This is a genomic window from Amycolatopsis sp. lyj-346 (genome assembly GCF_046548975.1).
GTDB lineage: Bacteria > Actinomycetota > Actinomycetes > Mycobacteriales > Pseudonocardiaceae > Amycolatopsis.
The window spans coordinates 88878-112073 of sequence record NZ_JAJPWT010000016.1; the positions used below are offsets into that span (position 1 = coordinate 88878).

General features: G+C 72.3%; 20 protein-coding genes. 8 read left to right on the forward strand and 12 right to left on the reverse strand.

The window, feature by feature from the left end:
• Positions 1-6 precede the first annotated feature (6 nt).
• Together katG and ACLJQE_RS34935 are read right to left on the reverse strand one after the other, a co-directional pair.
• A complete protein-coding gene (gene katG, locus ACLJQE_RS34930; RefSeq protein WP_410643817.1) occupies positions 7-2280 on the reverse strand; it encodes a catalase/peroxidase HPI in 2274 nt (757 codons plus the stop codon).
• On the reverse strand, positions 2277-2729 hold the full coding sequence (locus ACLJQE_RS34935; RefSeq protein WP_410643818.1) for a Fur family transcriptional regulator: 453 nt from the start codon (positions 2727-2729) through the stop codon (positions 2277-2279). Before ACLJQE_RS34935 ends, katG begins: the two co-directional genes overlap by 4 nt.
• A gap of 107 nt (positions 2730-2836) precedes the next feature.
• On the opposite strand from ACLJQE_RS34935, the gene ACLJQE_RS34940 reads away from it, so the two are divergent.
• The 4 genes from ACLJQE_RS34940 to ACLJQE_RS34955 all read left to right on the forward strand — a co-directional run bounded on the left by ACLJQE_RS34940 (position 2837) and on the right by ACLJQE_RS34955 (position 7456).
• Positions 2837-3634 carry a thymidylate synthase gene (locus ACLJQE_RS34940; protein ID WP_410643819.1) on the forward strand — a complete coding sequence of 266 codons (798 nt, stop codon included), beginning with the start codon at positions 2837-2839 and terminating at the stop codon, positions 3632-3634.
• The gene (locus tag ACLJQE_RS34945; protein ID WP_410643820.1) at positions 3631-4089 is read left to right on the forward strand and encodes a dihydrofolate reductase; all 459 of its coding nucleotides are present in this window, start codon (positions 3631-3633) and stop codon (positions 4087-4089) included. The genes ACLJQE_RS34940 and ACLJQE_RS34945 overlap by 4 nt, the downstream gene beginning before the upstream one ends.
• Positions 4090-4256: 167 nt before the next feature.
• Complete coding sequence (locus ACLJQE_RS34950; protein ID WP_410643821.1) at positions 4257-5885, forward strand: GMC family oxidoreductase; 1629 nt, start codon at positions 4257-4259, stop codon at positions 5883-5885.
• Positions 5882-7456, forward strand: coding sequence for a succinic semialdehyde dehydrogenase (locus tag ACLJQE_RS34955; protein WP_410643822.1), 1575 nt, complete (start codon positions 5882-5884; stop codon positions 7454-7456). The genes ACLJQE_RS34950 and ACLJQE_RS34955 overlap by 4 nt, the downstream gene beginning before the upstream one ends.
• 3 nt (positions 7457-7459) lie before the next feature.
• On the opposite strand, the gene ACLJQE_RS34960 is transcribed toward ACLJQE_RS34955, so the two are convergent.
• The 7 genes from ACLJQE_RS34960 to ACLJQE_RS34990 all read right to left on the reverse strand — a co-directional run bounded on the left by ACLJQE_RS34960 (position 7460) and on the right by ACLJQE_RS34990 (position 15581).
• The gene (locus ACLJQE_RS34960) at positions 7460-8917 is read right to left on the reverse strand and encodes a phospholipase D-like domain-containing protein (protein ID WP_410643823.1); all 1458 of its coding nucleotides are present in this window, start codon (positions 8915-8917) and stop codon (positions 7460-7462) included.
• A gap of 51 nt (positions 8918-8968) precedes the next feature.
• A complete protein-coding gene (locus ACLJQE_RS34965; protein WP_410643824.1) occupies positions 8969-9889 on the reverse strand; it encodes a PDR/VanB family oxidoreductase in 921 nt (306 codons plus the stop codon).
• Entirely contained in the window at positions 9886-10047 is a 162-nt protein-coding gene (locus ACLJQE_RS34970) for a hypothetical protein (protein WP_410643825.1), read from the reverse strand. Before ACLJQE_RS34970 ends, ACLJQE_RS34965 begins: the two co-directional genes overlap by 4 nt.
• A complete protein-coding gene (locus ACLJQE_RS34975; protein WP_410643826.1) occupies positions 10044-11075 on the reverse strand; it encodes a Rieske 2Fe-2S domain-containing protein in 1032 nt (343 codons plus the stop codon). Before ACLJQE_RS34975 ends, ACLJQE_RS34970 begins: the two co-directional genes overlap by 4 nt.
• Positions 11076-11143: 68 nt before the next feature.
• Positions 11144-11908 (reverse strand): IclR family transcriptional regulator, encoded by a 765-nt coding sequence (locus ACLJQE_RS34980; protein WP_410643827.1) that lies wholly within the window; start codon positions 11906-11908, stop codon positions 11144-11146.
• A gap of 22 nt (positions 11909-11930) precedes the next feature.
• The gene (locus ACLJQE_RS34985; protein ID WP_410643828.1) at positions 11931-12872 is read right to left on the reverse strand and encodes an acyl-ACP desaturase; all 942 of its coding nucleotides are present in this window, start codon (positions 12870-12872) and stop codon (positions 11931-11933) included.
• A gap of 111 nt (positions 12873-12983) precedes the next feature.
• Complete coding sequence (locus ACLJQE_RS34990; protein WP_410643829.1) at positions 12984-15581, reverse strand: alpha-glucuronidase family glycosyl hydrolase; 2598 nt, start codon at positions 15579-15581, stop codon at positions 12984-12986.
• Between the two features lie 176 nt (positions 15582-15757).
• Between ACLJQE_RS34990 and ACLJQE_RS34995 the strand changes: the two genes are divergently transcribed.
• Positions 15758-19153, forward strand: a complete 3396-nt coding sequence (locus ACLJQE_RS34995) for a TM0106 family RecB-like putative nuclease (protein ID WP_410643830.1) — start codon at positions 15758-15760, stop codon at positions 19151-19153.
• Here the strand turns inward: ACLJQE_RS34995 and ACLJQE_RS35000 are convergent.
• The 3 genes from ACLJQE_RS35000 to ACLJQE_RS35010 form a co-directional block, all read right to left on the reverse strand.
• Positions 19108-19272: a hypothetical protein gene (locus tag ACLJQE_RS35000; RefSeq protein WP_410643831.1), complete on the reverse strand. Its 165-nt coding sequence runs from the start codon at positions 19270-19272 to the stop codon at positions 19108-19110. The two genes, ACLJQE_RS34995 and ACLJQE_RS35000, sit on opposite strands and share 46 nt — an antisense overlap.
• A 264-nt stretch (positions 19273-19536) precedes the next feature.
• Positions 19537-20151: a DUF2231 domain-containing protein gene (locus ACLJQE_RS35005; protein WP_410643832.1), complete on the reverse strand. Its 615-nt coding sequence runs from the start codon at positions 20149-20151 to the stop codon at positions 19537-19539.
• A gap of 36 nt (positions 20152-20187) precedes the next feature.
• Positions 20188-21180 (reverse strand): SDR family oxidoreductase, encoded by a 993-nt coding sequence (locus ACLJQE_RS35010; protein ID WP_410643833.1) that lies wholly within the window; start codon positions 21178-21180, stop codon positions 20188-20190.
• 215 nt (positions 21181-21395) lie between these two features.
• Between ACLJQE_RS35010 and ACLJQE_RS35015 the strand changes: the two genes are divergently transcribed.
• The 3 genes from ACLJQE_RS35015 (at position 21396) to ACLJQE_RS35025 (ending at position 23151) form a co-directional block, all read left to right on the forward strand.
• Entirely contained in the window at positions 21396-21875 is a 480-nt protein-coding gene (locus ACLJQE_RS35015; protein ID WP_410643834.1) for a hypothetical protein, read from the forward strand.
• 98 nt (positions 21876-21973) lie between these two features.
• Complete coding sequence (locus tag ACLJQE_RS35020; protein ID WP_410643835.1) at positions 21974-22408, forward strand: DUF2243 domain-containing protein; 435 nt, start codon at positions 21974-21976, stop codon at positions 22406-22408.
• Positions 22405-23151 (forward strand): cytochrome c oxidase assembly protein, encoded by a 747-nt coding sequence (locus ACLJQE_RS35025; protein ID WP_410643836.1) that lies wholly within the window; start codon positions 22405-22407, stop codon positions 23149-23151. Before ACLJQE_RS35020 ends, ACLJQE_RS35025 begins: the two co-directional genes overlap by 4 nt.
• The last annotated feature ends 45 nt before the right edge of the window (positions 23152-23196 follow it).

The following is a 23196-nucleotide window of genomic DNA, read 5'->3' on the forward strand; positions in this document are numbered from 1 at the left end:
GGTTGCTCAGGCGAGGTCGAAGCGGTCGAGCTCCATGACCTTCGTCCACGCCGCGACAAAGTCGGCCACGAACTTCTCGCGGGCGTCATCGCCGGCGTAGACCTCGGCGAGGGCCCGCAGCTGCGAGTTCGAACCGAAGACGAGGTCGACCGCGGTGGCGGTCCACTTCACCTCGTCGGTCGAGACGTCGCGGATCTCGTAGACGTTCTCCGCGGACTCCGACGCCTTCCACCGGGTGCCCGGAGCGAGCAGGTTGGCGAAGAAGTCGTTGGTGAGCGCGCCCGGCCGGTCGGTGAGGACACCGTGCGCGGCACCGCCGTGGTTGGTGCCGAGCGAGCGCAGGCCGCCGACGAGGACGGTCATCTCCGGCGCGGACAGGCCGAGCAGGTAGGAGCGCTCGACGAGCAGCACCTCCGGCTGGAGCTTCTCGCCGGAGCGCAGGTAGTTGCGGAACCCGTCGGCGCGCGGCTCGAGCGGCTTGAACGAGTCGGCGTCGGTCTGCTCCTGCGAGGCGTCGGTGCGGCCCGGGTGGAACGGCACGGTCGTCTCGACGCCGGCGTCGCGCGCCGCCTTCTCGACGGCGGCCGAGCCGGCCAGCACGATCAGGTCGGCCAGCGAGATCTGCGCGCCGCCGGCCTCGTTGAACTCGCGCCGGACGCCCTCGAGGACCTCCAGGACCTTGCCGAGCTGCTCGGGCTGGTTGACCTCCCAGTTGCGCTGCGGCTCCAGACGGATCCGGGCACCGTTCGCGCCACCGCGCTTGTCGGTGGAGCGGAAGCTCGCGGCCGACGCCCACGCGGTCGAAACCAGCTCGGAAACCGAAAGTCCGGACTCCAGCACCTTCGCCTTGAGGGCGGCGATGTCGGCTTCGCTCACGAGCTCGCCCTCGACGGCCGGCACCGGGTCCTGCCACAGCTGCGGCTCGGCGACCCACGGGCCGAGGAAGCGGCTGACCGGGCCCATGTCCCGGTGCAGCAGCTTGTACCAGGCCTTGGCGAAGGCCAGCGCGAACTCGTCCGGGTTCTCCAGGAACCGGCGCGAGATCGGGCCGTAGACCGGGTCGAAGCGCAGCGACAGGTCCGTCGTGAGCATCGTCGGCTTGTGCTTCTTGGCCGGGTCGTACGGGTCCGGGATGATCTCCGGCGCGTCCTTGGCGACGTACTGCTTGCCGCCGCCGGGGCTCGTGGTGAGCTCCCACTCGTAGCCGAACAGGATCTCGAAGAAGCGGTTGCTCCACTCGGTCGGCTTGTCGGTCCACGTCACATCGAGGCCACTGGTGATCGTGTCCGGGCCCTTGCCGCTGCCGTGCGTGCTCAGCCAGCCGAGGCCCTGCGTCTCGATCGGGGCGCCCTCGGGCTCCGGGCCCACGTGGTCGTCGGCCACGGCGGCACCGTGGGTCTTGCCGAAGGTGTGGCCGCCGGCGATGAGGGCGACGGTCTCCTCGTCGTTCATCGCCATCCGGGCGAAGGTCTCGCGGATGAAGTGCGCGGCGGCCTCGAAGTCCGCGCTGCCCCGAGGGCCCTCGGGGTTGACGTAGATGAGCCCCATCTCGGTCGCGCCGACCTCGGGCGCCATCTCCGAGTCGCTGACGTAGCGCTCGTCACCCAGCCAGTCGTCTTCCGGGCCCCAGATGACCTCTTCGGGCTCCCAGACGTCCACGCGGCCGAAGCCGAAGCCGAATGTCTTGAAGCCCATCGACTCCAGGGCGACGTTGCCGGCGAGCACGAGCAGGTCGGCCCACGAGATCTTCTGGCCGTACTTCTGCTTGACCGGCCACAGCAGGCGGCGCGCCTTGTCGAGGTTGGCGTTGTCGGGCCAGCTGTTGAGCGGGGCGAAGCGCTGGTTGCCGTCCCCGGCACCGCCGCGGCCGTCGTGGATGCGGTAGGTGCCCGCGGCGTGCCAGCTCAGGCGGATCATCAGGCCGCCGTAGTGCCCGAAGTCGGCGGGCCACCAGTCCTGCGAGGTGGTGAGCACCTCGGTGATGTCCCGCTTGAGGGCCTCGACGTCCAGCTTCGCGAACTCCTTGGCGTAGCTGAAGTTCTCGCCGAGCGGGTTGCCCTTGGCAGAGTGGGCGTGCAGGACCGACAGGTCGAGCTGGTTGGGCCACCAGTCCTTGTTCGTGCGCGGACGGCCGCCCGTCTTCGGCTGCGGCGAGTCGATCGCCGGGTTCTCGCTCTCGCTTCCGTGCGAAGTCACCGAGTCGTGTGCGACCGGGCAACCGGCCGCCGCCTTCTTGTCCACGCCCTGCGCGCTGGACGGGTTGTCCTGGGTGGAGCTCATGTACTTCCTTCCGGGAGCGGCGAATCATTTCGGGAGCGGTCGGCCGAGCAACCGGGGCAGGTGCCCCAGTAGACGACCTCCGCCTGGTCGATCACGAAACCGTGGTCGTCCGAAGCGGTGAGACAGGGGGTGTGGCCGACGGCGCAGTCGACGTCGGCTATCGCCCCGCACGCACGGCACACGACGTGGTGGTGGTTGTCACCCACTCGTGCCTCGTAGCGGGCGTTCGCACCGGCCGGCTGGATGCGCCGGATCAGCCCGGTGTCGGTGAGCGCCCGCAACACGTCGTAGATGGTCTGGTGGGAAACCGTCGGGTGCCCGGTCCGCACCAGATCGATCACCGTTTCGGTGTCGACGTGGGGATGGTCGCGCAGCGCGGCCAGCACGGCCAGCCGGGGCCGGGTGACCCGCAGCGAGACCGCACGCAGCTGTGCTTCGAAGTCCGACATCGCCGCCGACCCTAAGGGCTTTTCTGGAATGGGTCAAGTTATGGGCCTCGTCCGTGTCGGCCATCCGGGGTTCACGCTGAGTCAGCGGCATCGCTAGGCTCCCGGGCATGCCGGACACGCAGTACGAAGACCTCCTCCGCCACGTTCTCGACGCGGGCGCCCGCAAGGGTGACCGTACCGGCACCGGCACGCGGTCGATCTTCGGGCACCAGCTGCGGTACCGCCTGTCCGAAGGCTTTCCGCTCATCACCACGAAAAAAGTCCACTTCCGGTCGATCGCCCACGAGCTGCTGTGGTTCCTGCGCGGCGACGCGAACGTCTCGTGGCTGCGCGAGCACGGCGTGACGATCTGGGACGAGTGGGCGGCGGACGACGGGGATCTGGGGCCGGTCTACGGCGTGCAGTGGCGGTCGTGGCCGACCCCGGACGGCGGACACGTCGACCAGATCGCCGAGGTGCTGCGCACGCTGCGTGAGAACCCGGACTCGCGGCGGATCATCGTGTCCGCGTGGAACGTCGCCGACATCCCGCGCATGGCGCTGCCGCCGTGCCACGCGTTCTTCCAGTTCTACGTCGCCGGCGGCGAGCTGTCCTGCCAGCTGTACCAGCGCAGCGCGGACCTGTTCCTCGGCGTGCCGTTCAACATCGCCAGCTACGCGCTGCTGACGCACATGATCGCCGAGCAGGTCGGGCTGCGCGTCGGCGACTTCGTCTGGACGGGCGGGGACTGCCACATCTATGACAACCACGTCGACCAGGTCCGCACGCAGCTCGCCCGCGAGGCGCGGCCGTTCCCGGCACTGAGCCTGAAGCCGGCGGAGAGCCTGTTCGACTACACCTACGAGCACTTCGCGGTCGAGGGCTACGACCCGCACCCGGGCATCAAGGCGCCGGTGGCGGTGTGATCGGGCTGGTCTGGGCCCAGGCGGCGAACGGCGTCATCGGGCGGGACGGCACGCTGCCGTGGCACCTGCCGGAGGACCTGCGGCACTTCAAGGAGCTGACCGCCGGGGCGGCGGTGCTGATGGGCCGCCGGACGTGGGAGTCGCTGCCGCCGCGGTTCCGGCCGCTGCCGGGACGGCGGAACCTGGTGCTGTCCCGTGCGCCGCAGGAGGGCGTGGAGACGTTCGCGGAGCTGCCGTCGGCGCTCGCGGCGGTGGCCGGGGACGTGTGGGTGATCGGCGGGGCGGCGGTGTACCGGGCGGCGCTGCCGGTCGCGGACCGGATCGTGGTCACCGAGCTCCGGGAGTCCTTCGAGGGGGACACGTACGCGCCCGAGGTGGGGCGGCCGGCGGACTTCGTGGGGGAGTGGCTCGAGTCCTCGACCGGCCTGCACTACCGCTTCCTGACCTGGGCCTGAAGCTTCCCTGCCCGGGCACTTTCACGGGAAAGCGCCCCCTTCGGGGCGGCACTTTCCCGTGAAAGTGCCCTCGGCGGGGCCGTTGCGCTCCCCGGGGCGGCGCTATACGGTTGGCTTGAACTAGAACACGTTACAGTTCTAGCGGCCGGTCGTACCGAGGAGCGAGTATGGCGAAAAGGGCGGCGCGCGGCGACGAGGCCGACTACGTCGTCGTCGGGTCGGGGAGCTCGGGCGCGGCGATCGCGGGGCGGCTCGCACAGGCCGGGGCCAGCGTGATCGTCCTCGAGGCCGGCAAGAGCGACAAGCAGCTGCTCGTCCGGAAACCGGGGCTCGTCGGGCCGATGCACGCCGTGCCCCAGCTCAAGAAGCCGCTCGACTGGGGCTTCTACGGAGTGCCGCAGAAACACGTTCTCGATCGCCGGATGCCGGTGCCGCGTGGCCGGGTCGTCGGCGGCTCCAGCTCCATCAACGGCATGGTCTACGTCCGCGGCAACCGCGCCAACTTCGACTCCTGGGCCGCCGAGGGCAACACCGGCTGGGACGCCGAGAGCGTCAACGCCGCCTACAAGCGCATGGAGGACTTCGAAGACGGCGAGAACGCCTTCCGCGGCGCCGGCGGGCCGATCCGGGTCACCCGCGCGAAGAACCCGCAGGAAGGCTCGCTGCAGTTCATCGACGCCACGTCCGACGCGCTCGGCTGCAAGATCCTCGACGACTACAACGCCGAGTCCCAAGAAGGCGTCAGCCGGATGCAGCAGAACGCCGCCGACGGCCTGCGCTACAGCGCTTCCTGCGGCTACCTCCACCACCTCGCGCCCCCGGCCCTGCAGCTGCAGTCCGGGGTCATGGTCGAGAAGGTGCTCGTCGAAAACGGCCGCGCCGTCGGCGTCGAGGTCCTCGACCGCGGCCGGCGCCGCACCATCCGCGCCGGCAAGGAGGTCATCCTCTCCGCCGGCGTCATCGGGTCCGCGCAGCTGCTCATGCTGTCCGGTGTCGGGCCCGCCGAGCACCTCCGGGAACACGGCATCGACGTCGTCGCCGACCTGCCCGTCGGCGACAACATGCACGACCACATGTTCCACGCCCTGACGTTCCACGTGTCGACCAGCAGGCACAAGGGCACGGCGCCGTACTTCGCCCGCGGGCTGGCCAGGGAGCTGCTGCGGCCCGGCACCACGTTCCTGGCCAACTCGGTCTTCGAGGCGGTCGCGTTCCTGCGGACCTCGCAGGCGGGCGCGGTCCCCGACCTGCAGCTGCATCTCCTGCCGTGGGCGTACGTCTCGCCCAACCAGGACGCGCCGATCCGGCACGACGTCGACAAACGCCCCGCGCTCACCGTGCTGACCACCCTGATCTACCCGAAGAGCCGCGGCACGCTGCGGCTCGCCTCGGCCGATCCCGCCGCGGCCCCCCGCATCGACTTCGGGTACCTGTCCGACCCGGCCGACCTCGAGCTGCTCGGCGAAGGCTCGGAGATGGTGCGCGAGATCTTCGCGTCCAAGGCGTTCAAGGGCGCGGTCAAGGAAGAGATCCACCCGGGCAAGGACCTCAAGGGCCAGGGCCTGCGTGACGCGATCCTCAACCGCGCGACGTCGGTCTACCACGGCGTCGGCACCTGCCGGATGGGTGTGGACGAGCTCGCCGTCGTCGGCCCCGACCTGCGCGTGCGCGGCGTCGAGGGCCTGCGGGTCTGCGACGCCTCGATCATGCCGTCGATCACCGGCGGCAACACCAACGCGCCCTGCATCATGATCGGGGAAATGGGCGCCCAGCTCGTTCTCGGGAGCCGGTCATGACCCTCACCCCGCTTCAGCTCACCCGTCCGGCGTCGGTCACCGACGCGTTCCTGCGGCAGCTCGTGGCGCGGGTGCCGGGCTCGTCCGGCGCGACCTGGCAGCTCACCGAGGTCTACACCGGTGACGTGCTCGTCGAGCTGCCGCAGTCGACGCCCGAGGACATCGAGCGGGCGTTCGCCGTCGCGCGGGAGGCCCAGCGGAAGTGGGCGGCCACGCCGGTCAAGGAGCGGCTGGCGGTGTTCAAGCGGGCGCACACGCTGTTCGTCGAGCACGCGCGGGCCGTCGCCGACCTCATCCAGGTCGAGAGCGGCAAGAACCGGCGGATGGCGATCGAGGAGACCTGCGACCCGCCGATGGTGATGAGCCACTACCTGAAGCGGGCCGCGAAGCTGCTGGCACCGGCCAAACGCGGCGGGCCGGTGCCGCTGCTGACGACGTCGACCGAGGTCCGGCAGCCCAAGGGGGTCGTCGGCATCATCGCGCCGTGGAACTTCCCGTTCGCCACCGGCGTTTCCGACGCCGTGCCGGCGCTGATGGCCGGCAACGCGGTCGTGCTCAAGCCGGACAACAAGACGGCGCTTTCCCCGCTCTACGGCGTCCGGCTGCTGGAGCGGGCGGGCCTGCCGGCAGGCCTGTTCCAGGTGGTGTGCGGCGAGGGCCCCGAGGTCGGCCCCACGCTGATCGACCACGCCGACTACGTGATGTTCACCGGTTCGACGGCGACCGGGCGGGTGATCGGCGAGCGGGCGGGCCGCAACCTGATCGGCTGCTGCCTCGAACTCGGCGGCAAGAACCCGATGATCGTGCTCGAGGACGCTTCGTTGGCCGATGCCGTGCAGGGCGCGATCTTCGGCGCGTTCGGCAACACCGGCCAGATCTGCATGCACATCGAGCGGATCTACCTGCCGGAGTCCCGGTACGAGGAGTTCAAGGCGGCCTTCGTGGCGGCGGCGTCGGCCCTCGACGTCCGCGCCGCCTACGACTTCGGCCCGGACATGGGGTCCCTGGTCTCGGTGGACCACCTGCGCCGCGTCAAGTCCCATGTGGACGATGCGGTCGCCAAGGGCGCCACCGTCCTCTGCGGCGGCAAGCCGCGCCCCGACCTCGGGCCCGCCTTCTTCGAGCCGACGATCCTCGAGGGCGTGACCAAGGACATGCTCTGCGGTGTCACGGAAACCTTCGGGCCGGTGGTGGCGCTGCACAAGTACCGCACGGTCGACGAAGCCGTGGCGCTGGCCAACGACACGGACTACGGGCTCAACGCGTCGGTCTGGAGCACCGACATCGCGGCGGCGCGGGCACTGGCGGCCCGGATCGAGTCCGGCAACGTGAACGTCAACGACGTCCTGGCCACTGCGTACGCGGCGAAGGGGACGCCGTCCGGCGGCGTGAAGAACTCCGGCGTCGGCGCCCGCCACGGCGACCAGGGGCTGCTCAAGTACACGGACGTGCAGAACCTGGCCGTGCTGAAGAAGCAGGTGATGGGGCCGAGGCCGGGGCAGGGCTACGAGAAGTACGTCGAGAGCATGCTTTCCGGGCTGAAGCTGCTGCGCAGGCTGCGGATCCGGTAGCGCTCAGCCGTCGACCAGCAGCCCGCGCAACGGCCCCTGCAGCCGGGCCACGCGCCGGGAGACCCCCGGCAGCAGCACCAGCCGGTGGGTCCGCTGCTCGCCCCGGCGTTCCCGCTCCGCCTGCTCCTCGGCCAGCGGCCGCCACAGGTGGTCCACGACGTCCGCCGGGTCGCGGTCCGCCAGCTCCGACACCGGACGGCCGAGGTGCTCGGCCCACAGCCGCAGCCGCGTCGCCCGGACCACCTCCGGGTCGTCGGTGGCGATGTTGACCTCGGTGTCGTTGAACAGCGAGTGCTCGTTCAAGTTCGCCGAGCCGATCGTCAGCCACGAGTCGTCCACGATGCCGAGCTTCGCGTGGACGTACACCGGGGCCGCCGAGTCGCCGTCGTGAGCGCTGATCGTCGTGGCCAGCAGGCGGCGGTGGCCGTCGTCGGCGTCGAGCAGCCTGCCCAGCTGGCCGCGGGTGGTGTCCGAGCCGTTGCTCGGCTTGCGCGGCAGCAGCAGGACCACGCGGAACTGTTCGTCCGGCGGGTTGCGGAGCTTGTCGAGCAGCACTTCGGCGATCTCCGGCGACCACAGGAACTGGTTCTCCAGGTAGACCAGCCGCCGCGCCGAGCGCAGCGCGCGCAAGTAGCCGTCCAGGACGGTGAACTCGCCCTTCGGCAGGAAGCCGTAGGTGTCGTTCGGCACCGTCCGCAGCAGCTGCACGCGGCTGCCGCCCACCGGCTCCGGCACCGCGGGTGACGGCAGGTCCTCGCCGGCCACCTCGGTCCACCGCCGCCGGAAGTGGTCGGCGACGTCGGCGACGACCGGTCCGTCGAGCCGCGCCATCAGGTCGTGCCACCCGATCGGCCGCGGCGGGTGGTCCGGGCTGTCGTGCCGGTCGCCTTCCAGCGCGGTGAGGTCCACCCCGCCGACGAACGCGACGGCGTCGTCGACGATCACCAGCTTTTCGTGGTGGCAGTGCAGGGTCCGCTCGCGCGAGTCCAGCACGCAGCGCACGTCCGTGCCCTCGGTGAACTTCCGCTGTTCGGACCGCGCCAGCTTCCGCGACGGCTGGAACGCGGGAAAGGGCGGCCCCGCCCACAGCAGGACCCGGACCTCGACCCCGCGCCCGGCGACCTCGGCCAGCAGCTGACGCAGGGTGGGCGAGCCGGGCTCCCGCGTCAGCCGGAAGTCCGCGCTGGCGTGCCAGTTCGCGATGTGCACGTGCGACTTGGCCTGCCGGATGGCCTCGGCGACGGCGGGCAGCGACTCCTCACCGTCGATCAGCACCTCGACGCGGTTGCCGTCGCGCACCGGACCCCGGCCGCCGAGCGGCTCTTGCGCGCCGCCCGGTTCGAGCACGGCACCCCAGCCGAGCCCGCGCAGCCGCCGCCGGTGGTGGGCGCACAGGAGCCCCTCCAGCCCGTCGCCGAGCCGCTCGTCCACCTTGTCCACGAAGGAGTGAAAGCTCTTCACCCGTCCCATATCACTACAGATCGGCCGGGTTCGCCGTGCAGTGACGCTCCGTCAGAGGTCGAGCACCAGCCGCGGGGAGCAGGCGCGGGAGACGCAGAGCATCATCACCTCGTTCTCGAGGCGCTCATCCGCCGTCAGCACCGAGTCGCGGTGGTCCGGTTCGCCGCCGAGCACACCCGTCTCGCAGGTGCCGCACGTGCCCTCTCGGCACGACGACAGCACCGTGACCCCGGCTTCCTCGACCACCTCCAGGATCGACCGGTCCGCGGGCACCGGCAGCACCCGGCCCGATCCGGCCAGCTCGACCTCGAACGCCGTGCGCTCACCGTCGTCCGGCGCCGCCGTGAAGCGCTCGACGTGCAGGTCGGCCGGGGCGAGTGCCTCCACCGCGGCCAGCAGCGGTTCCGGGCCGCAGCAGTACACCGCGGTGCCCGGCCGGGCCGTGGCCAGGAGCGTCGGGAGGTCGAGGAGCCCGTGTTCGTCCTGGGGCCGGAACGTCACGCGGTCGCCGTGGCGGGCCAGGTCGGCCGTGAACGCCATCGAAGCCGAAGTCCGGCCGCCGTAGACCAGCTGCCAGTCGCGACCCGAGCGAGCGACCCGGTCGAGCATCGGCAGGATCGGCGTGATGCCGATGCCGCCGGCGATGAACAGGTACCGCTCGGCGTCCACCAGCGCGAAGTGGTTGCGTGGGCCGTCCACCGGGACACGGTCGCCGGCGAGGAGCTTGTCGTGCACGTACGCCGAGCCGCCGCGGCCGTCGGGTTCGCGCAGCACGGCCACCCGGTACGCCGACGCGTCCGCGGGGTCGCCGCACAGCGAGTACTGCCGCACGACGCCGTCCGGCAGCCGGAGGTCGATGTGCGCGCCCGGCTCCCAGGGCGGCAGCGAACCTCCGCCGGGGGCGCGCAGCGTCAGTGCCACGACGCCGTCGGCCAGCTCTTCCTTGCGGTCCACCAGCAGTTCGAGAGTCATGAGTGTCCTTCGGGGTGGGCGAGCAGCCAGTCCCACAGCCGCACCGGGTCTTCGAACTCGCGCTCGGCGCCGCAGTGGCAGACCGCGCGCAGCCGGTCGGTGCCGAGCACCCAGTGGATGCGGTTGACGCGGTCGCCGGTCAGCATCGGGCGGGTCATGACGCGGCCATGCGCTGCAGCATCCGGCGGGCCGCCAGGCCGCCGGTGTCGATGTTGATCGACAGCTCCTGGTACCCGTCCGGTTCGGCCGCGATCACCCGCTCGAGGACGTCGAGGGCTTCGACGTCCTGCAGCACCACCGTGCGGTTGTTCTCGGCGAGGAACGCCGAAACGCCTTCGTCGTCGAGCGCGAAGTCCCGGGCCACCGCCCAGAAGTCGTGGGTCGAGTGCTCGGTCTCGGGGGTGATCGCGTAGACGACCTCGACGTGGAAGGCGTCCGGGTCGCTGCCGTCCGGGCGGGGCACGGATCCGACCGGCGCGATGCGGCTGTGCAGCTTGTACAGGCACGGCGGCGTGTACTCGATGTCCTGCCAGCGCGTGATGCGGCCCTCCAGGCCGGTCGACTTGGCGTAGAAGGGCGGGCACGCGGCGTCGGCCATGTGCCGGGAGACGTAGACGACGCCGGCGTCCTCGTCGACCTCGGTCGTGATCGGCGTTTCGGCGACCTCCGGGGTGCCGATGTAGCCGCCGTGCAGGTAGGTCTCGTGGGACAGGTCCAGCAGGTTGTCCACCAGCAGCGAGTAGCGCGCCTTGAGCGGTTCCATCCCGGCGACCGTGGTGTAGCCCGGCGAGTCGAGCCAGGGCGCCCGTGGAATCGCGGCCGCGTCGGCCTTCTCCGGGTCGCCGATGAACACCCAGACGAAGGAGTCCTGCTCCACCAGCGGGTAGCGCGTCAGCCGCGCGGTCCGCGGCACCCGGGTCTGCCCGGGCACGGCCACGCACTTGCCGTCCACGCCGTAGGTGAAGCCGTGGTAGCCGCACACGACCTGGTCGTCGACCAGCCGCGAAGGCGCCTGCGACAACGGGAACCGCCGGTGCACGCACCGGTCGGCCATCGCGGTGACGTTGCCGTCGCGGGTGCGCCAGAACAGGATCGGCTCACCGCAGATCGTGCGGCTGAACAGGCCGGCCCCGATCTCGGAGCCGTAGGCGGCGACGTACCACTGGTCGCGGGGAATGGCGCTCATCGGGTCGTCCTTTCGTGGTGGGCCGGGTCACAGGTTGCGGGACCGGTCCGGGGCCACGAAGGGCTATTTCATAAGATGGAAAGCGCTCGTGAGATTGCGCGGGCGCTGGTCATCACCAGCGGAGCGAGCGCGTGCGGTGCCGCGCTCCCGTACCGCACGACCAGCGACACCGCGGCGACCACCCGGCCCCGCGCGTCGTGGATCGGCGCGCCGACCGACAGCGCGTCGAGGGTCACCTGGCGCTCGCTGATGGAGAACCCGTGCGTCCGCACGTCGGCCAGCAGGTGCCGGAGCCGGTCCGGGTCGGTCACCGTCTCGCTGGTGTACCGCTCGATCGGGCTGCCGAGCACCTCCTCCTGCACCTCGGCGGGGGCGTGCGCGAGCAGGACGAGCCCGACACCCGTCGCGGTCAGGGCGAACCGGCCGCCGACGCGGGTCAGCACCGGAACCGCCCCGGTGCCGGCGATCCGCTCGATGTAGACCACCTCGGTACCCTCGCGGACGGCGAGCTGGACGTTCTCCCGCGTGATCTGGGAGAGGTCCTCCAGGAACGGCAGGGCGAGTTCCCGCAGGCCCAGGCCCCGCGGCGCGAGCGCGCCCAGCTCCCACAGCCGCAGCCCGACCCGGTAGACGCCGGCCTCGTCGCGCTCCAGCGCGCCCCAGGCGCAGAACTCCCGCAGCAGGCGGTGCGCGGTCGCGGCCGGCAACCCGGCCCGGCGGGCGACTTCGCTCAGCCGCAGCGCCGGCCGGTCCGGCGAGAACGCCTCGAGCACCCGCAGGGCGCGGCCCAGCACCGGCCCGGTGGCGCCGGGAACGCGACCTCGGTGCGGCACGGCGACCTCCGGCGGGTGCGGCTCAGAGGTCCACTATGCCCCGCGCCGCCCGGCGCGCGGCGGTCGCGTCACGCCGTTCCTCGAACCGGGACGCCTGGGTGTCGAGCCCCTTGACGAACGTGGCGAGTTCCTCCCGCGCGGCTTCCCCGACCGCGCCGAGGCCGGTCAGGTCGAAGACCTTCCAGTACCGCAGCAGCGGCTGGACGACGTCGTCGTGGTGGATGCGCAGGTCGTAGATGCCGGCCTTGGCCATCAACGCCGCCTTGCGCTGGAAGCTCGGGATCACCGCGCCCGGCATCGCGAAGTCCAGCACCTCGTCGGCGATCGCCCGCACCATGGCGTCCGGCGAGATCTCCAGCGCCGCCTTGACGAGGTTGCGGTAGAAGACCATGTGGAGGTTCTCGTCCGTGGACACCCGGGCCAGCAGCTTCTCGGCCAGCGGGTCCTGGGTGTAGCGGCCGGTGTTGCGGTGCGAGAGCCGGGTCGCCAGCTCCTGGAACGAGACGTACGCGCAGACGTTGAGCAGCGGCTTGTCACCGGTGTCGTAGCCCGCCTGCATGGTCTCCATCCGCATCCGCTCCAGTTCGACGGGGTCGACGGCGCGGGTGACCAGCAGGTAGTCGCGGATGCAGATGCCGTGGCGGCCCTCTTCGGCCGTCCACCGGTGCACCCAGGTGCCCCACGCGCCGTCGCGGCCGAACGCGCGCTCGATCTCGCGGTGGTAGCTGGGCAGGTTGTCCTCGGTGAGCAGGTTGACTTCCAGAGCCGTCCGGGCGATCGGGCTCACCCGGGACTGCTCCGGGTCCCAGGCCTCGCCGCCCAGGTCGGCGAAGTCGCGCCCCTGGCTCCAGGGGACGTATTCGTGCGGCATCCACTCCTGGGCGGCAGCGAGGTGCCGGTTGAGGTTCTCTTCGACCGTGCCTTCCAGCTCGTGCAGCAGGGCGGTGGTTTCCGGGACCGGCATACGACGTCCTTCCTGACCTACGCGACCGTAACTTACGGTGCCGTAGGAACGGACAACGGACGCGGGGCCCCGGTGGTTCCCGGGTGTGACGCAGGACCCGCCGGGCGGGGCTCAGGACGTGCCGGGCACCAGGTCGAACACGTAGTCCTTGAGGATGGGCCCGAAGGAGCTCTTCGCGGTGACCCGCACGACGGCCCGCCCGGGAACGCCGCGCGCCTGCGCCAGTACCTCGCACCGGGCGGCCGGGTCGGCGGGCACGACCTTCGTGATCTTCGGCGAAGCGCCGGCCGCCACCGGGATGGCGAACGACGGCGCGCCCGCGTCGAAGCCGCCGACCGTCCGGCCGCCGACCGTGATCCGGATCGAGAGCGGCCCGTCCGTCGGGACGGCCCGGCCGTTGAACTCCTGCCAATAGCGCACGCAGGTGTCGCGCCAGTCGCCCGCGTCGGCCTCGTGGGCGGCGAGCTTGGCCTTCACCTCGGCGAAGCGCCGGGCGTCGACGTGGGGCTCGAGCGAGTCCCAGGCCCGGCGCATCCACGCCACGTAGTGGACGCCCGTCTGGTAGCGGTACACGAGTTCGTCCCAGAAGATCCGGCCGCTGCGCATCCGCCGGTCCCACGGCACGTGGTGGAACCACATCAGCAGGTTCTCGGGAACGGTTTCGATGCCGGCGTACCGGGCCGCGAGCACCGGGAAGTACTGCGCGGTGAACCCGCTGCCGGTGGGCGAGCGGTCGTAGCCCAGCCCGGCGCGGTCGGCCCGGTTGTAGTACACCGGGCTCCAGTCGTCCCGCGCGAGCCGTTCGCCGGGGGCGGGACCGTAGTGGTCGCTGGACCGGAACTGGTGCGCGACACCCAGCGGGGTCTGGTAGCTCACCAGCGCCTCCCGCGAGCCCAGCATCATCGCCACGATCGTCCGGACGGCGAAGTCGCGGTTGCTCCACGTCAGCCGGACCCAGTCCTCGGCGATGCCGCGGGCGTCGAGGGTCCAGTCCCACGCCAGCCTGCCGAAGGCGTACAGGTTCGCCTGCGCGAAGTGGTGCCCGGTCAGGTTGTCCGCGTTGCCGAAGTTGGCCACGCCGACGATGGCGCTGTCCGGGTGGCCCTGCGCCGTGCCGTCCACCACGTGGCCGACCAGCCGCTTGTCCAGCAGCCTGCCGTCCTCGCCGGTGGCGTACGTGTCGGATTTCAGGACCTCTTCCCACAGCGGGCCGAGGTAGCACAGCATCGTGTTCTGCCCGGTGTACTCCTGGGTGATCTGCAGCTCGATGGCCTGTTTGGTGTGTTCCATCCGGCCGAAGAGCGGGTTGGCCGGCTCCCGGGGCTGGTAGTCGAGCGGGCCGTTCTTGGTCTGCAGGAACACGTTCCCGGCGAACCGGCCCGTCGTGCCGTCGGGCTGGGGTTCCTCGTCGATGGGGCCGAACTCCAGGTAGGCGCGCTTCAGCCGGTCCTCGTCCACGTCGGCGTTGTAGACGAAGGTGCGCCAGAAGATCCGCATCCCGAGCGGTGCCACCGCCGCCGCCATCCCGTTGGCGCCGTCGCCGTGGTCGTAGCCCAGGTCCTGGGGACCCGGCTGGCCTTCGGAGTTCGCTTTGACGGTGAAGCCCATGAAGTCGGGGATGGCGGCCTGCAGCATCCGGGCCCGGCGGGTCCACCAGCCGCGGAACTCCGCGCTGTAGGGGTCCAGCTGTTCCCGGGTGAGCGTGTCGGGCGCGAACCGGGCATCCGTGGGTGCCGCGTAGTTGATGGACACGGCCAGCTTGATGCCGTACGGGCGCAGCGCGTCCGCCAGCGCGGCTTCCTGCTCGATGGCGGCCGGGGTGAGGTAGAAGCTGTTGGCGTTGACGTTGTTGATCGTGATGCCGTTGATGCCGACCGAAGCCATCGCCCGTGCCGCCACGAGGTACCGGTCGAGGATCACCGGCAGGTTCAGCGCGGCCGAAGCGCCGGTGGCGAAGAAGTCGAAGATCGCCCCGGTTTCGCCGTTCAGCCCGCCGGTGCCGGCCGGGTCGTTCCCGGCGTAGAGGCGCTCGGTCTCCCAGTAGTTCAGGTACCGGCGGTTGATCCGGGGGACCGAGGAGATGTCCAGGTCGGCAATGGGGTGCTGCGCTTGGAGCCGCCGGAGGAAGGCGAAGGTCCCGTACAGCGCGGCGAGGTCGGTGTTGCCGGCGATGACGATCGACCGGTGCCCGCCGCGGGACAGCGAGCGGATGAGGTAGCCGTCGGCACCGAGCGGCGCCAGGTCGCCCGCCGGAACGAGCCGCCGCACCAGGGGCGAGCTGTCCGGGGTGCCCACGACCACCGCGCGGCCGGGGAACCCGCCCTGCACCGGCACGGGTCGCCCCAGCAGCCCGCCGAGGCCGCGGACGAGTTCGTCCCGCGCCGCTTCCAGGGTGCTTCGCACCAGGTGCTCGGTCGAACCGGGGGCCATGCTCAGGTTCGCCGTGTGGCGGTGGACCTTCGTCCGGGTGGCGTTCTCCACGACGATCGCGCCGAGCGCGGCCCGGTACCGGGCGAGGAGCCCGGGATCGGCGACCGGCTCGTAACGCAGCCACAGGTCCGAGCCGTCGTAATCGTCCGGGAAGGCGCTCGGCGGACTCGCTTGCGCCGGAACGGCCCCGAACATCGAAGTGGCCACGACAGCTCCGCTGCCGATCAGGAAGGAACGCCGGCGCAACCGGCTCTGCTCGTTCTCGTCGCTGGAAGACACCGCGCCCCCATCGTGTTCACGAGTATTTAGTTCGGTTCTCGCACTATTGCGGGCATGGTCCGCGCTGTCAAGAATTGGCGCTATACCAGGGAATTCCGAAAGTTTCGGCGAACGCCCGGCGTGTCGGGGACGGCGTGCTCCGGCCCGGATGATCGGCCGTGCCAGACTGCGCGGCGATGCTCACCCCAGCCGATCTCGCCGACCTGCTCGACTGCGAACACCGCAGCATCCTCGGCCAGGCGCTGGCCGCGGGCCTGCCGGGCGCGCCGCGGCCCGCGCCCGCCGAACCGGACACCCGCCGCGGGCAGGCCACGGCGATGCTCGCCCGGTTCCGCGCCGACGGGCGCGAGATCGCCGAAATCGACGTCGAGGACACCGCGCTCGCGGCGAAGTCGACGGAGGAGGCGATGCGGTCCGGGGTCCCGGTGATCCACCGGGCCGTCTTCCTCGACGGCGAGTTCTCGGCCCAGGCGGACTTCCTGGTCCAGGACGACGAAGGCCGCTACGAGGTCCACGACGCCAAGCCGGTCCGGCAGGCGACGCCGGCGGCGGTGGTCAAGCTGACCGCGTGCGCCGACGCGATCACCCGCGCCGGCCGGCCCGCGGGGCCGCACCTGCACCTCCGGCTCACCGACGGCGGCACCCGGACGCTGCGCGTCGAGGATTTCCGGCCGCTGGTGGACCGGCTGCGGGCCCGGCTGGACGGCCGGCCGCCGCGGCTGCCGGTCCCGCTGTGGGCCGACGAACGCCCGGCCTGCGCCGGCTGCGGGTTCGAGCGGCACTGCGCCTCGGCCCGGGAGGCCGACCGGGACCTTTCGCTCGTGGCCGGGATGCGGGGCGACCAGCGCCGCAAGCTCGTCGCCGCCGGGCTCGGCTCGATCGACGCGCTGGCCGCGGCCGGTCCGGCCGACCGGCCGCGGGACCTGTCCGCGACGGCGTTCGCGACCCTGCGCGCCCAGGCCGCGCTGCAGGTCCGGCAGGACACCACCGGCGAGATCGCCTACGAAATCGTCGACCCGGACGAGCTGGCCGCCCTGCCGGCCCCCGCCCCGGGTGACGTCTTCGTCGACCTGGCGGGCGATCCGCACGCCCTCGCCGGCGAGGGGCTGGAGTACCTCTTCGGCGCGGTCGGCGACCGGCAGTTCACGCCGTTCTGGGCGCACAGCCGCGCCCAGGAGCGGCGGGCGTTCGAGGAGTTCGTCGACTTCGCCGCGGCGCGCGTCGCCGAGCACCCCGGCTCACACGTCTACCACTACGCGCCGTACGAAGTCACCGCGATCAAGCGGCTGGCGGCGGTGCACGGCACCCGCGAGGAGACCGTCGACCACCTGCTGCGCAGCGGCGCGGTCGTGGACCTGCACGCGGTCGTCCGCAAGGCACTGCGGGTGTCGCAGCGGTCGTACTCGATCCGCCACCTCGAGCCGCTCTACCAGCCCGGCGCCCGCGGGAAGACCGCCGTGTCCGACGTCGAGGCGTACGAGGAATACCTGGCGCTCGCGCAGTCCGGCGAACCGGAACGCGCCGACGAGGTCCTGCGCCGCATCGGCGAGAACACCGAGGACGACTGCGTCTCCGCGCAGCGGCTGTTCGAGTTCCTGCACCGCGTCCGGGCCGGCGCGGGGATCGAGGTCCCGGAGCCCGCCGCGGAATCCGCCGAGGACGCGCTGCTGCGCGCGGCCGAAGAGGACGTCGCCGCCGAGCGGCGCGCCGAACGGGCCGCACAGCTGGCGGCGCTGGTCGACCCCCTCCTCGACGGGCTGCCGGACGACCCGGGTCACTTCACCGCCGACGAGCGGGCCCGCGCGCTGCTGGCGGCGTCCGTCGGCTACCACCGCCGCGAGACGAACCCGGCGTGGTGGGAGTACTTCCGCCGGCTGGCCGCCCCGCTGGGCGACCTCGAAGTGGACACCGCCTGCGCCGTGCCGGTGTCGCTGGACGCGGGGGAGTGGGTGCCCCCGGCCGGGCGGGCGCGCACCGCGAAGCGGACGCTGCTGCTGGCGTGCGACCCCGACCGGCCGCACCCGTTCGCCCCCGGCGACGACGTGCGGCTGCGCTACGGCGACACCGCCCGCGACGCGAAGGTCGTCGCCGCGTCGGCCGTGGAGCTGACGCTGGAGGAGAGCTGCCCGCCGGACGCCACCACGAACGACCGGCCGAGCGCGGTGCTGCCGGGCAGCCCGGTGCGGCCCTCGCCCAAGGACGAAGCCGTCGCCGACCTCGCGCGCCTGGTCGTCGACGCGCTGCCGGAGCTGCCGCGGCACCCCGGCGTCGACCTGCTCCGGCGGACCCCGCCGCGGCTGCGCGGCGGCGCGGCGCTGCCGGCACCGGGAGCGGACCTGGTCGCCACGGTGATCGAGGCAGTCGACGCGCTCGACGGGTCGGCGCTGGCCGTGCAAGGGCCGCCGGGGGCGGGCAAGACCTACCTCGCCGGACGGCTGATCGCCCGGCTCGTGCGGGCGGGCCGCACGGTCGCGGTCACCTCGACCAGCCACAAGGCCGTGGAGAACGTGCTGAGGGCGGCCAAGAAGAGCGCCCCGGAGCTGCCGTGCGCCAAGCGCGCGAAGAAGACGCCGGACCCGGCCGCGCCGTGGGACCAGCCGAAGAGCAACCCGGCGCTGGTGAAGTGGCGCGAAGAGCACGACGCCGGGCACCTGGTCGGCGGCACGGCGTGGACGTTCGCCAACGCCGCGGTCCGCGAAGAGCCCTTCGACCTGCTGATCATCGACGAGGCCGGCCAGTTCGCACTGGCCGACGCGCTCGCGGTGTCGATGTGCGCGAAGAACGTCCTGCTGCTGGGCGATCCGCAGCAGCTGCCGCAGGTGGTGCAGGGCACACACCCGGCGGGCGCCGAGGCCTCGGCGCTGGGCCACCTGATCGGCGACGCCGACATCATGCCGGCGTCACTGGGCTACTTCCTCGACGAGACCCGGCGGATGCACCCCGCCGTGTGCGAACCGGTGTCGAACCTGTCCTACGCCGGAAAGCTCCACGCCCACCCCTCGGCCGCGCAACGCGCACTGGACGGCGTCACCGCGGGGCTGTACCTGGCCGAGGAAGACCACCAGGGCAACACGACCCGCTCGGTGGAGGAAGCCGCGGCCGTCGTGCGCATCGTGTCCGAAGTGCACGGTCGCTTGTGGACCGACCACGGCCCGGCCCGGCCGCTCGGCGACCACGACGTCCTCGTCGTCGCGCCGTACAACCTGCAGGCGCGCACGGTGACCCGGGCGCTGGAGGAGGCCGGGTACCCGGGTGTCCGGGTGGGCACGGTCGACCGGTTCCAGGGCCAGGAGGCCCCGGTGGTGATCACGACGATGACGTCGTCGTCGGCGGTCGACCTGCCGCGCGGGCTCGACTTCCTGCTGTCCCGCAACCGGCTGAACGTCGCGTTGTCGCGGGCACAGGCGCTGGCGGTCCTGGTGTGTTCCCCCCGGCTCGTGGAGGCCGACATCCGGACGGTGGACCAGATGCGCCTGGTCGCGGGCATGATCGGCCTGATGACGGCGGCACGGCCCTGGCCGGCCGGTCAGCTGGGCGGCTCGATCTCACCCGCGTCTTCGTCGACGTCCTGAGAGCCGGGGTTCTTCCGCTGCCGGTCGGCTTCGGGAATTTCCACGTCGAGGTCGAGCTCCGGGGTGCCCGGAGGGGCCGGCACGTCGGGGGTCAGCGGGCGGTTTTCGGATTCGCTCATGCGAGCCGGTTACCCGGTGGCCGGTGATCGAAGCCTGGGCCGGTCAGGCGGAGTTGCGCGCGCTCGACCAGCGCCGGGGTGTCCTACGGCGGTCGACAGCGGCCGGCCCCCAGCGCCCCAATGTGGCCTTGGTTGCGTTCAACGCACCGAAGGCCACCTTGGGTGCGTTGAACGCACCGAAGGCCACCTTGGGGCGCAACGCCCGCATGTCAAGGCCGTGGCGGGTCGCACCGCGCGGAAGGGAGCTGCACCCCGGCCGCCGGGTCAGGCGGGGTTGCGGGGTGCCGCCGGTTCTCCGCCCGCGAGCTCTGCGGGCGCCAGGTCGTTCAGGGGCTGCCAGCGGAACACGCCGGCGCCCTGGGCGTAGGCCAGGTGCCCGCCGAGCGCGCCGCCCATGCTGGTCGCGGCCAGGCCCAGGACGCCGAGGAGCCGTCCGCTGCGGCCGCCGCGGCGGGCCAGGTAGGACGCGGCGAACAGCGCCGTTGCCGTGGCGTTGGCGGCCGCGTGGACCAGGCCGACCCGGCGTTGCCGTCCGTCCAGGCCCGTGTAGTCGGCCAAGCCGAGCACCATGGCCGCCGGGGCGGCCAGCAAGCCGGCCGCGACCAGCCGGCGCGCCGTGTCGCGGCCGTCCGGGCGCAGGTCGAACGCCGCCGAGCAGAGCCAGGCGCCGACGGGGACCGTCACCGCGAGCGGGTGCAGCGGATGCCCCAGCCCCTGGCCGCGCAGCTGCCGCGTTACGCTGCTTCCGGCCACGCCGCCCAGCAGCCGCTTGAGGCCGGTGGCCGGGCCGTCGAGCACCTGGGCTTCTTCGGCCTTCCACAGGATTCGGTGCGCCCAGCCGGGCTTCGACCGGGCCTGACCATCGTGTGTCGGATCCATACCGGCGCGGCTACCCCGCCGCGCGCCGGTCAACCCTCAGCCCGTCGCGCGGTGGCGGCGCGACACCGCCGCGGTGAGCAGGTCGCCCGGGCGGGGGAGCGTGCCGGCCAGCCTGGTGAACGCGCTGCGCCGGATCACCCGGCCGGGATGGCTGCCGTGGACCTGACCCGGTTCGTCCACAGTGGAATCGACGTTGTCGGTTCCGTTGTCGGGCAGCGTGTTGCGGAAGCTGCGCGAGCCGACGCGGCGCAGCGAGAGCAGCGCGTCGGTGATCGCGGGGGAGAGCCGCTGCCCCAGGAAGAAGCCGACCGCGGCGCCACCGACCGGGATCTCGCGGCGCGGGTGCGTCGAGGCGAAGACGATCGTGTCGGCGACCGTCTCGGGCGCGTACACCGGTGGCGGGGGCTTCGGCAGCGCGCCGAGCTTGCTGCGCGCGTGCTCGAAGAACGGCGTGTCGATGGCCCCCGGCAGGATGGTGGTGACGGCGATCGGGGCACCTTCCTGGGCGAGCTCGATGCGCAGGCAGTCGTAGAAACCGCGCAGCGCGAACTTGCTGGCGGTGTAGGGCGCGTGCAGCGGCACCGCCCGCACCCCCTCGACCGACGCCACGCCGATCACCGACCCGCCGCCCGCGCGGCGCAGGGCGGGCAGCACCGCGCGCACACCGTGGACGTGGCCCAGGAAGTTCACCCGCAGGACGCGTTCGAACTCTTCGTCGGTGATCTCTTCGACGCGGCCGAACACCGACACGCCGGCGACGTTCACCCAGGTGTCGATCCGGCCGAACTCCGCTTCGGCCGCATCGGCCAGCGCGCGGACGGCGGCCGGATCGGTGATGTCGGTGGGCACGGCCAGTGCCGTCCCACCCGCGCCGCCGATCTCCCCGGCCAGCGTGTCGAGGGCCCGCGCGGTGCGTCCGGCGCACACGACACGCGCTCCCCGGGCGGCGAAGGCGAGCGCGGTGGCGCGCCCGATCCCGCTCGACGCGCCCATGAGCACGACCACCTGGTCGGATACCGGTCGGGGCATGACGCCTCCTCGTGTTCGGGGGTACCGGAAGGCCCCGGATACCGCTGGTGGTGCCGCACAAACGCCGATAACCGGCGCGGTTCCTGACGGGGGAGCGCCTCGAACCCGGGGCACGCTTTCGGGTGGTCCCGGCCGTGGTGGGGGTGATCCTGCCGGCCAGAACCGGCGAAGGCGGCCGGTGTTTCGCCCTCGCGTCAGCGGGAAGCCCGGGGAACATGACCGAACCGGACCAGAGCTATGACCCGCCGCAGGACACCGGCGAACCGGACGCCGTCGAGACGGACCCGGCCGCGTTGAACAGCGCCGAGGACCTCGACGAGGACCGGATCCGCGCCGACCCGCTCGAGGAGGGCATGGATCCCCCGGAGCACTGGTCGGGCGTGACGAAGTACGGGATGACCCCGTGGGAGCAGGCGCACCCGAGGGGACTGGGCGACCGCATCGCGGAGGAGCGCCCGGACCCGGCCGCGGAAGTGCCCCCGGCCGGCCTCGGGGCCCGGACGGACGAGGAGGCGGACCCGGACCCGGACACGGGCGCGACGCCGGACCAGCCGATGCAGCTGGAACCGGTCGACGGCGACGGCCGCCCGGTCGACACCGAGCCCGACCAGGTGGGCGTGGAGGCCGGTTCGGCGGCGGCCGCGGGGCCGGAGCAAGGGGCGTTGCACGTGGAGGGGGAGACCCGGGGCCGCTGAGGCCAGGCATCGGGCGAGCCGGGCGTTCCGGCTCACCCGATGCGGACCCGCGTGTCCCGCAACCCGGGCGGGTGGCCCGACGACCGGAGGTGGTGCAGATGCCGGAAGCAAGACGGTCGACGTGGGCCGGGATCCTCACCGGGATCGGCGTCGCCGCGTTCGTCGACGAGACCGTCTTCCACCAGCTCCTGCACTGGCACCACTTCTACGACCGCTCGACCACCGACGCCGGGCTCGTCTCCGACGGGCTGTTCCACGCCTTCGGCTTCTTCGCCGTCGTGTTCGGGCTGGTGCTCGTCGCCGACCTCCGGCGCGGTGACCGGCTCTCCGGCCGCGCCTTCACCGGTGGCGTCCTCACCGGGGCCGGCGCCTTCCAGCTCTACGACGGCACCGTCCAGCACAAACTCCTCGGCCTGCACCAGATCCGCTACGCCGTGGACCTCACGCCCTACGACTGGACGTGGAACGTCGTCGCGGTGCTCCTGGTCGTGGCCGGTGTGGTCCTGGTGCGCCGCGCGCGGACGACCGCGTGATCGGCCACGTCGTCCACCAAGGCCTGGCGTTGTTCGCCCTCGCGGCCTACGAAACCGGCGCGTGGCGGCTGCGGCGCCGCGGTGACCGGTGGCCACCCGCCCGGGACGTCGTGTTCGCCGCCGGCGTCGGCGTTGCGCTGGTGCCGGGCACCCCGTCCTTCACCGGGCACATGCTGCAGCACGTCCTGCTCGGCATGCTGGCGCCCGTCCTGCTGGTGCTCGCCCGTCCGGTCACCCTCCTGCTGCGCGCGGTGCCGGCGGCCGCTCGACGGCGTCTCAAGCGGGTGCTGGGTTCGCGGCCCGCCGGCGTGCTGGTCCACCCGCCGGTCGCGGCCGTCCTGGAGGCGGGGAGCCTGTGGCTGCTCTACCGGACCGGCCTCTTCGCCGCGATCGGCGACGAACCCTGGCTGCACGTCCACGTCTTCCTGACCGGCCTGCTGTTCACCACGGCGATCTGCCGGCTCGACCCGCTGCGCCACCGGGCCGGGTTCGGCGTCCGCGCGGGCGCCCTGATCGGTGCCGCCGCCGCGCACGCCGTGCTGGCGAAGACCTTGTACGTCACCCCGCCGCCGGGCGTGGTCCTCGCCGTCGCCGACCGGGAGGCCGGGGCCGAACTCATGTACTACGGCGGGGACGTCGTCGAACTCGGGCTCGCGCTGATCGTCGCCCTGCAGTGGTACGCCGCCCGGGGCCGGGCCGAGGTCCGCGCGCGCCGCCGGATCGCGGCCGCGCCGGGGGAGTAGCCGCCGAACGGGGGTGCCCAGCGGAACGCGATGCTGATAAGCCTC

Bases quoted from the DNA above. Each gene is read 5' to 3' on its own strand.
- katG (WP_410643817.1), bottom strand. From the start codon at position 2,280: ATGAGCTCCACCCAGGACAACCCGTCCAGCGCGCAGGGCGTGGACAAG.
- ACLJQE_RS34935 (WP_410643818.1), bottom strand. From the start codon at position 2,729: ATGTCGGACTTCGAAGCACAGCTGCGTGCGGTCTCGCTGCGGGTCACC.
- ACLJQE_RS34940 (WP_410643819.1), top strand. From the start codon at position 2,837: ATGCCGGACACGCAGTACGAAGACCTCCTCCGCCACGTTCTCGACGCG.
- ACLJQE_RS34950 (WP_410643821.1), top strand. From the start codon at position 4,257: ATGGCGAAAAGGGCGGCGCGCGGCGACGAGGCCGACTACGTCGTCGTC.
- ACLJQE_RS34955 (WP_410643822.1), top strand. From the start codon at position 5,882: ATGACCCTCACCCCGCTTCAGCTCACCCGTCCGGCGTCGGTCACCGAC.
- ACLJQE_RS34965 (WP_410643824.1), bottom strand. From the start codon at position 9,889: ATGACTCTCGAACTGCTGGTGGACCGCAAGGAAGAGCTGGCCGACGGC.
- ACLJQE_RS34970 (WP_410643825.1), bottom strand. From the start codon at position 10,047: ATGACCCGCCCGATGCTGACCGGCGACCGCGTCAACCGCATCCACTGG.
- ACLJQE_RS34975 (WP_410643826.1), bottom strand. From the start codon at position 11,075: ATGAGCGCCATTCCCCGCGACCAGTGGTACGTCGCCGCCTACGGCTCC.
- ACLJQE_RS34985 (WP_410643828.1), bottom strand. From the start codon at position 12,872: ATGCCGGTCCCGGAAACCACCGCCCTGCTGCACGAGCTGGAAGGCACG.
- ACLJQE_RS34995 (WP_410643830.1), top strand. From the start codon at position 15,758: ATGCTCACCCCAGCCGATCTCGCCGACCTGCTCGACTGCGAACACCGC.
- ACLJQE_RS35000 (WP_410643831.1), bottom strand. From the start codon at position 19,272: ATGAGCGAATCCGAAAACCGCCCGCTGACCCCCGACGTGCCGGCCCCT.
- ACLJQE_RS35005 (WP_410643832.1), bottom strand. From the start codon at position 20,151: ATGGATCCGACACACGATGGTCAGGCCCGGTCGAAGCCCGGCTGGGCG.
- ACLJQE_RS35010 (WP_410643833.1), bottom strand. From the start codon at position 21,180: ATGCCCCGACCGGTATCCGACCAGGTGGTCGTGCTCATGGGCGCGTCG.
- ACLJQE_RS35015 (WP_410643834.1), top strand. From the start codon at position 21,396: ATGACCGAACCGGACCAGAGCTATGACCCGCCGCAGGACACCGGCGAA.
- ACLJQE_RS35020 (WP_410643835.1), top strand. From the start codon at position 21,974: ATGCCGGAAGCAAGACGGTCGACGTGGGCCGGGATCCTCACCGGGATC.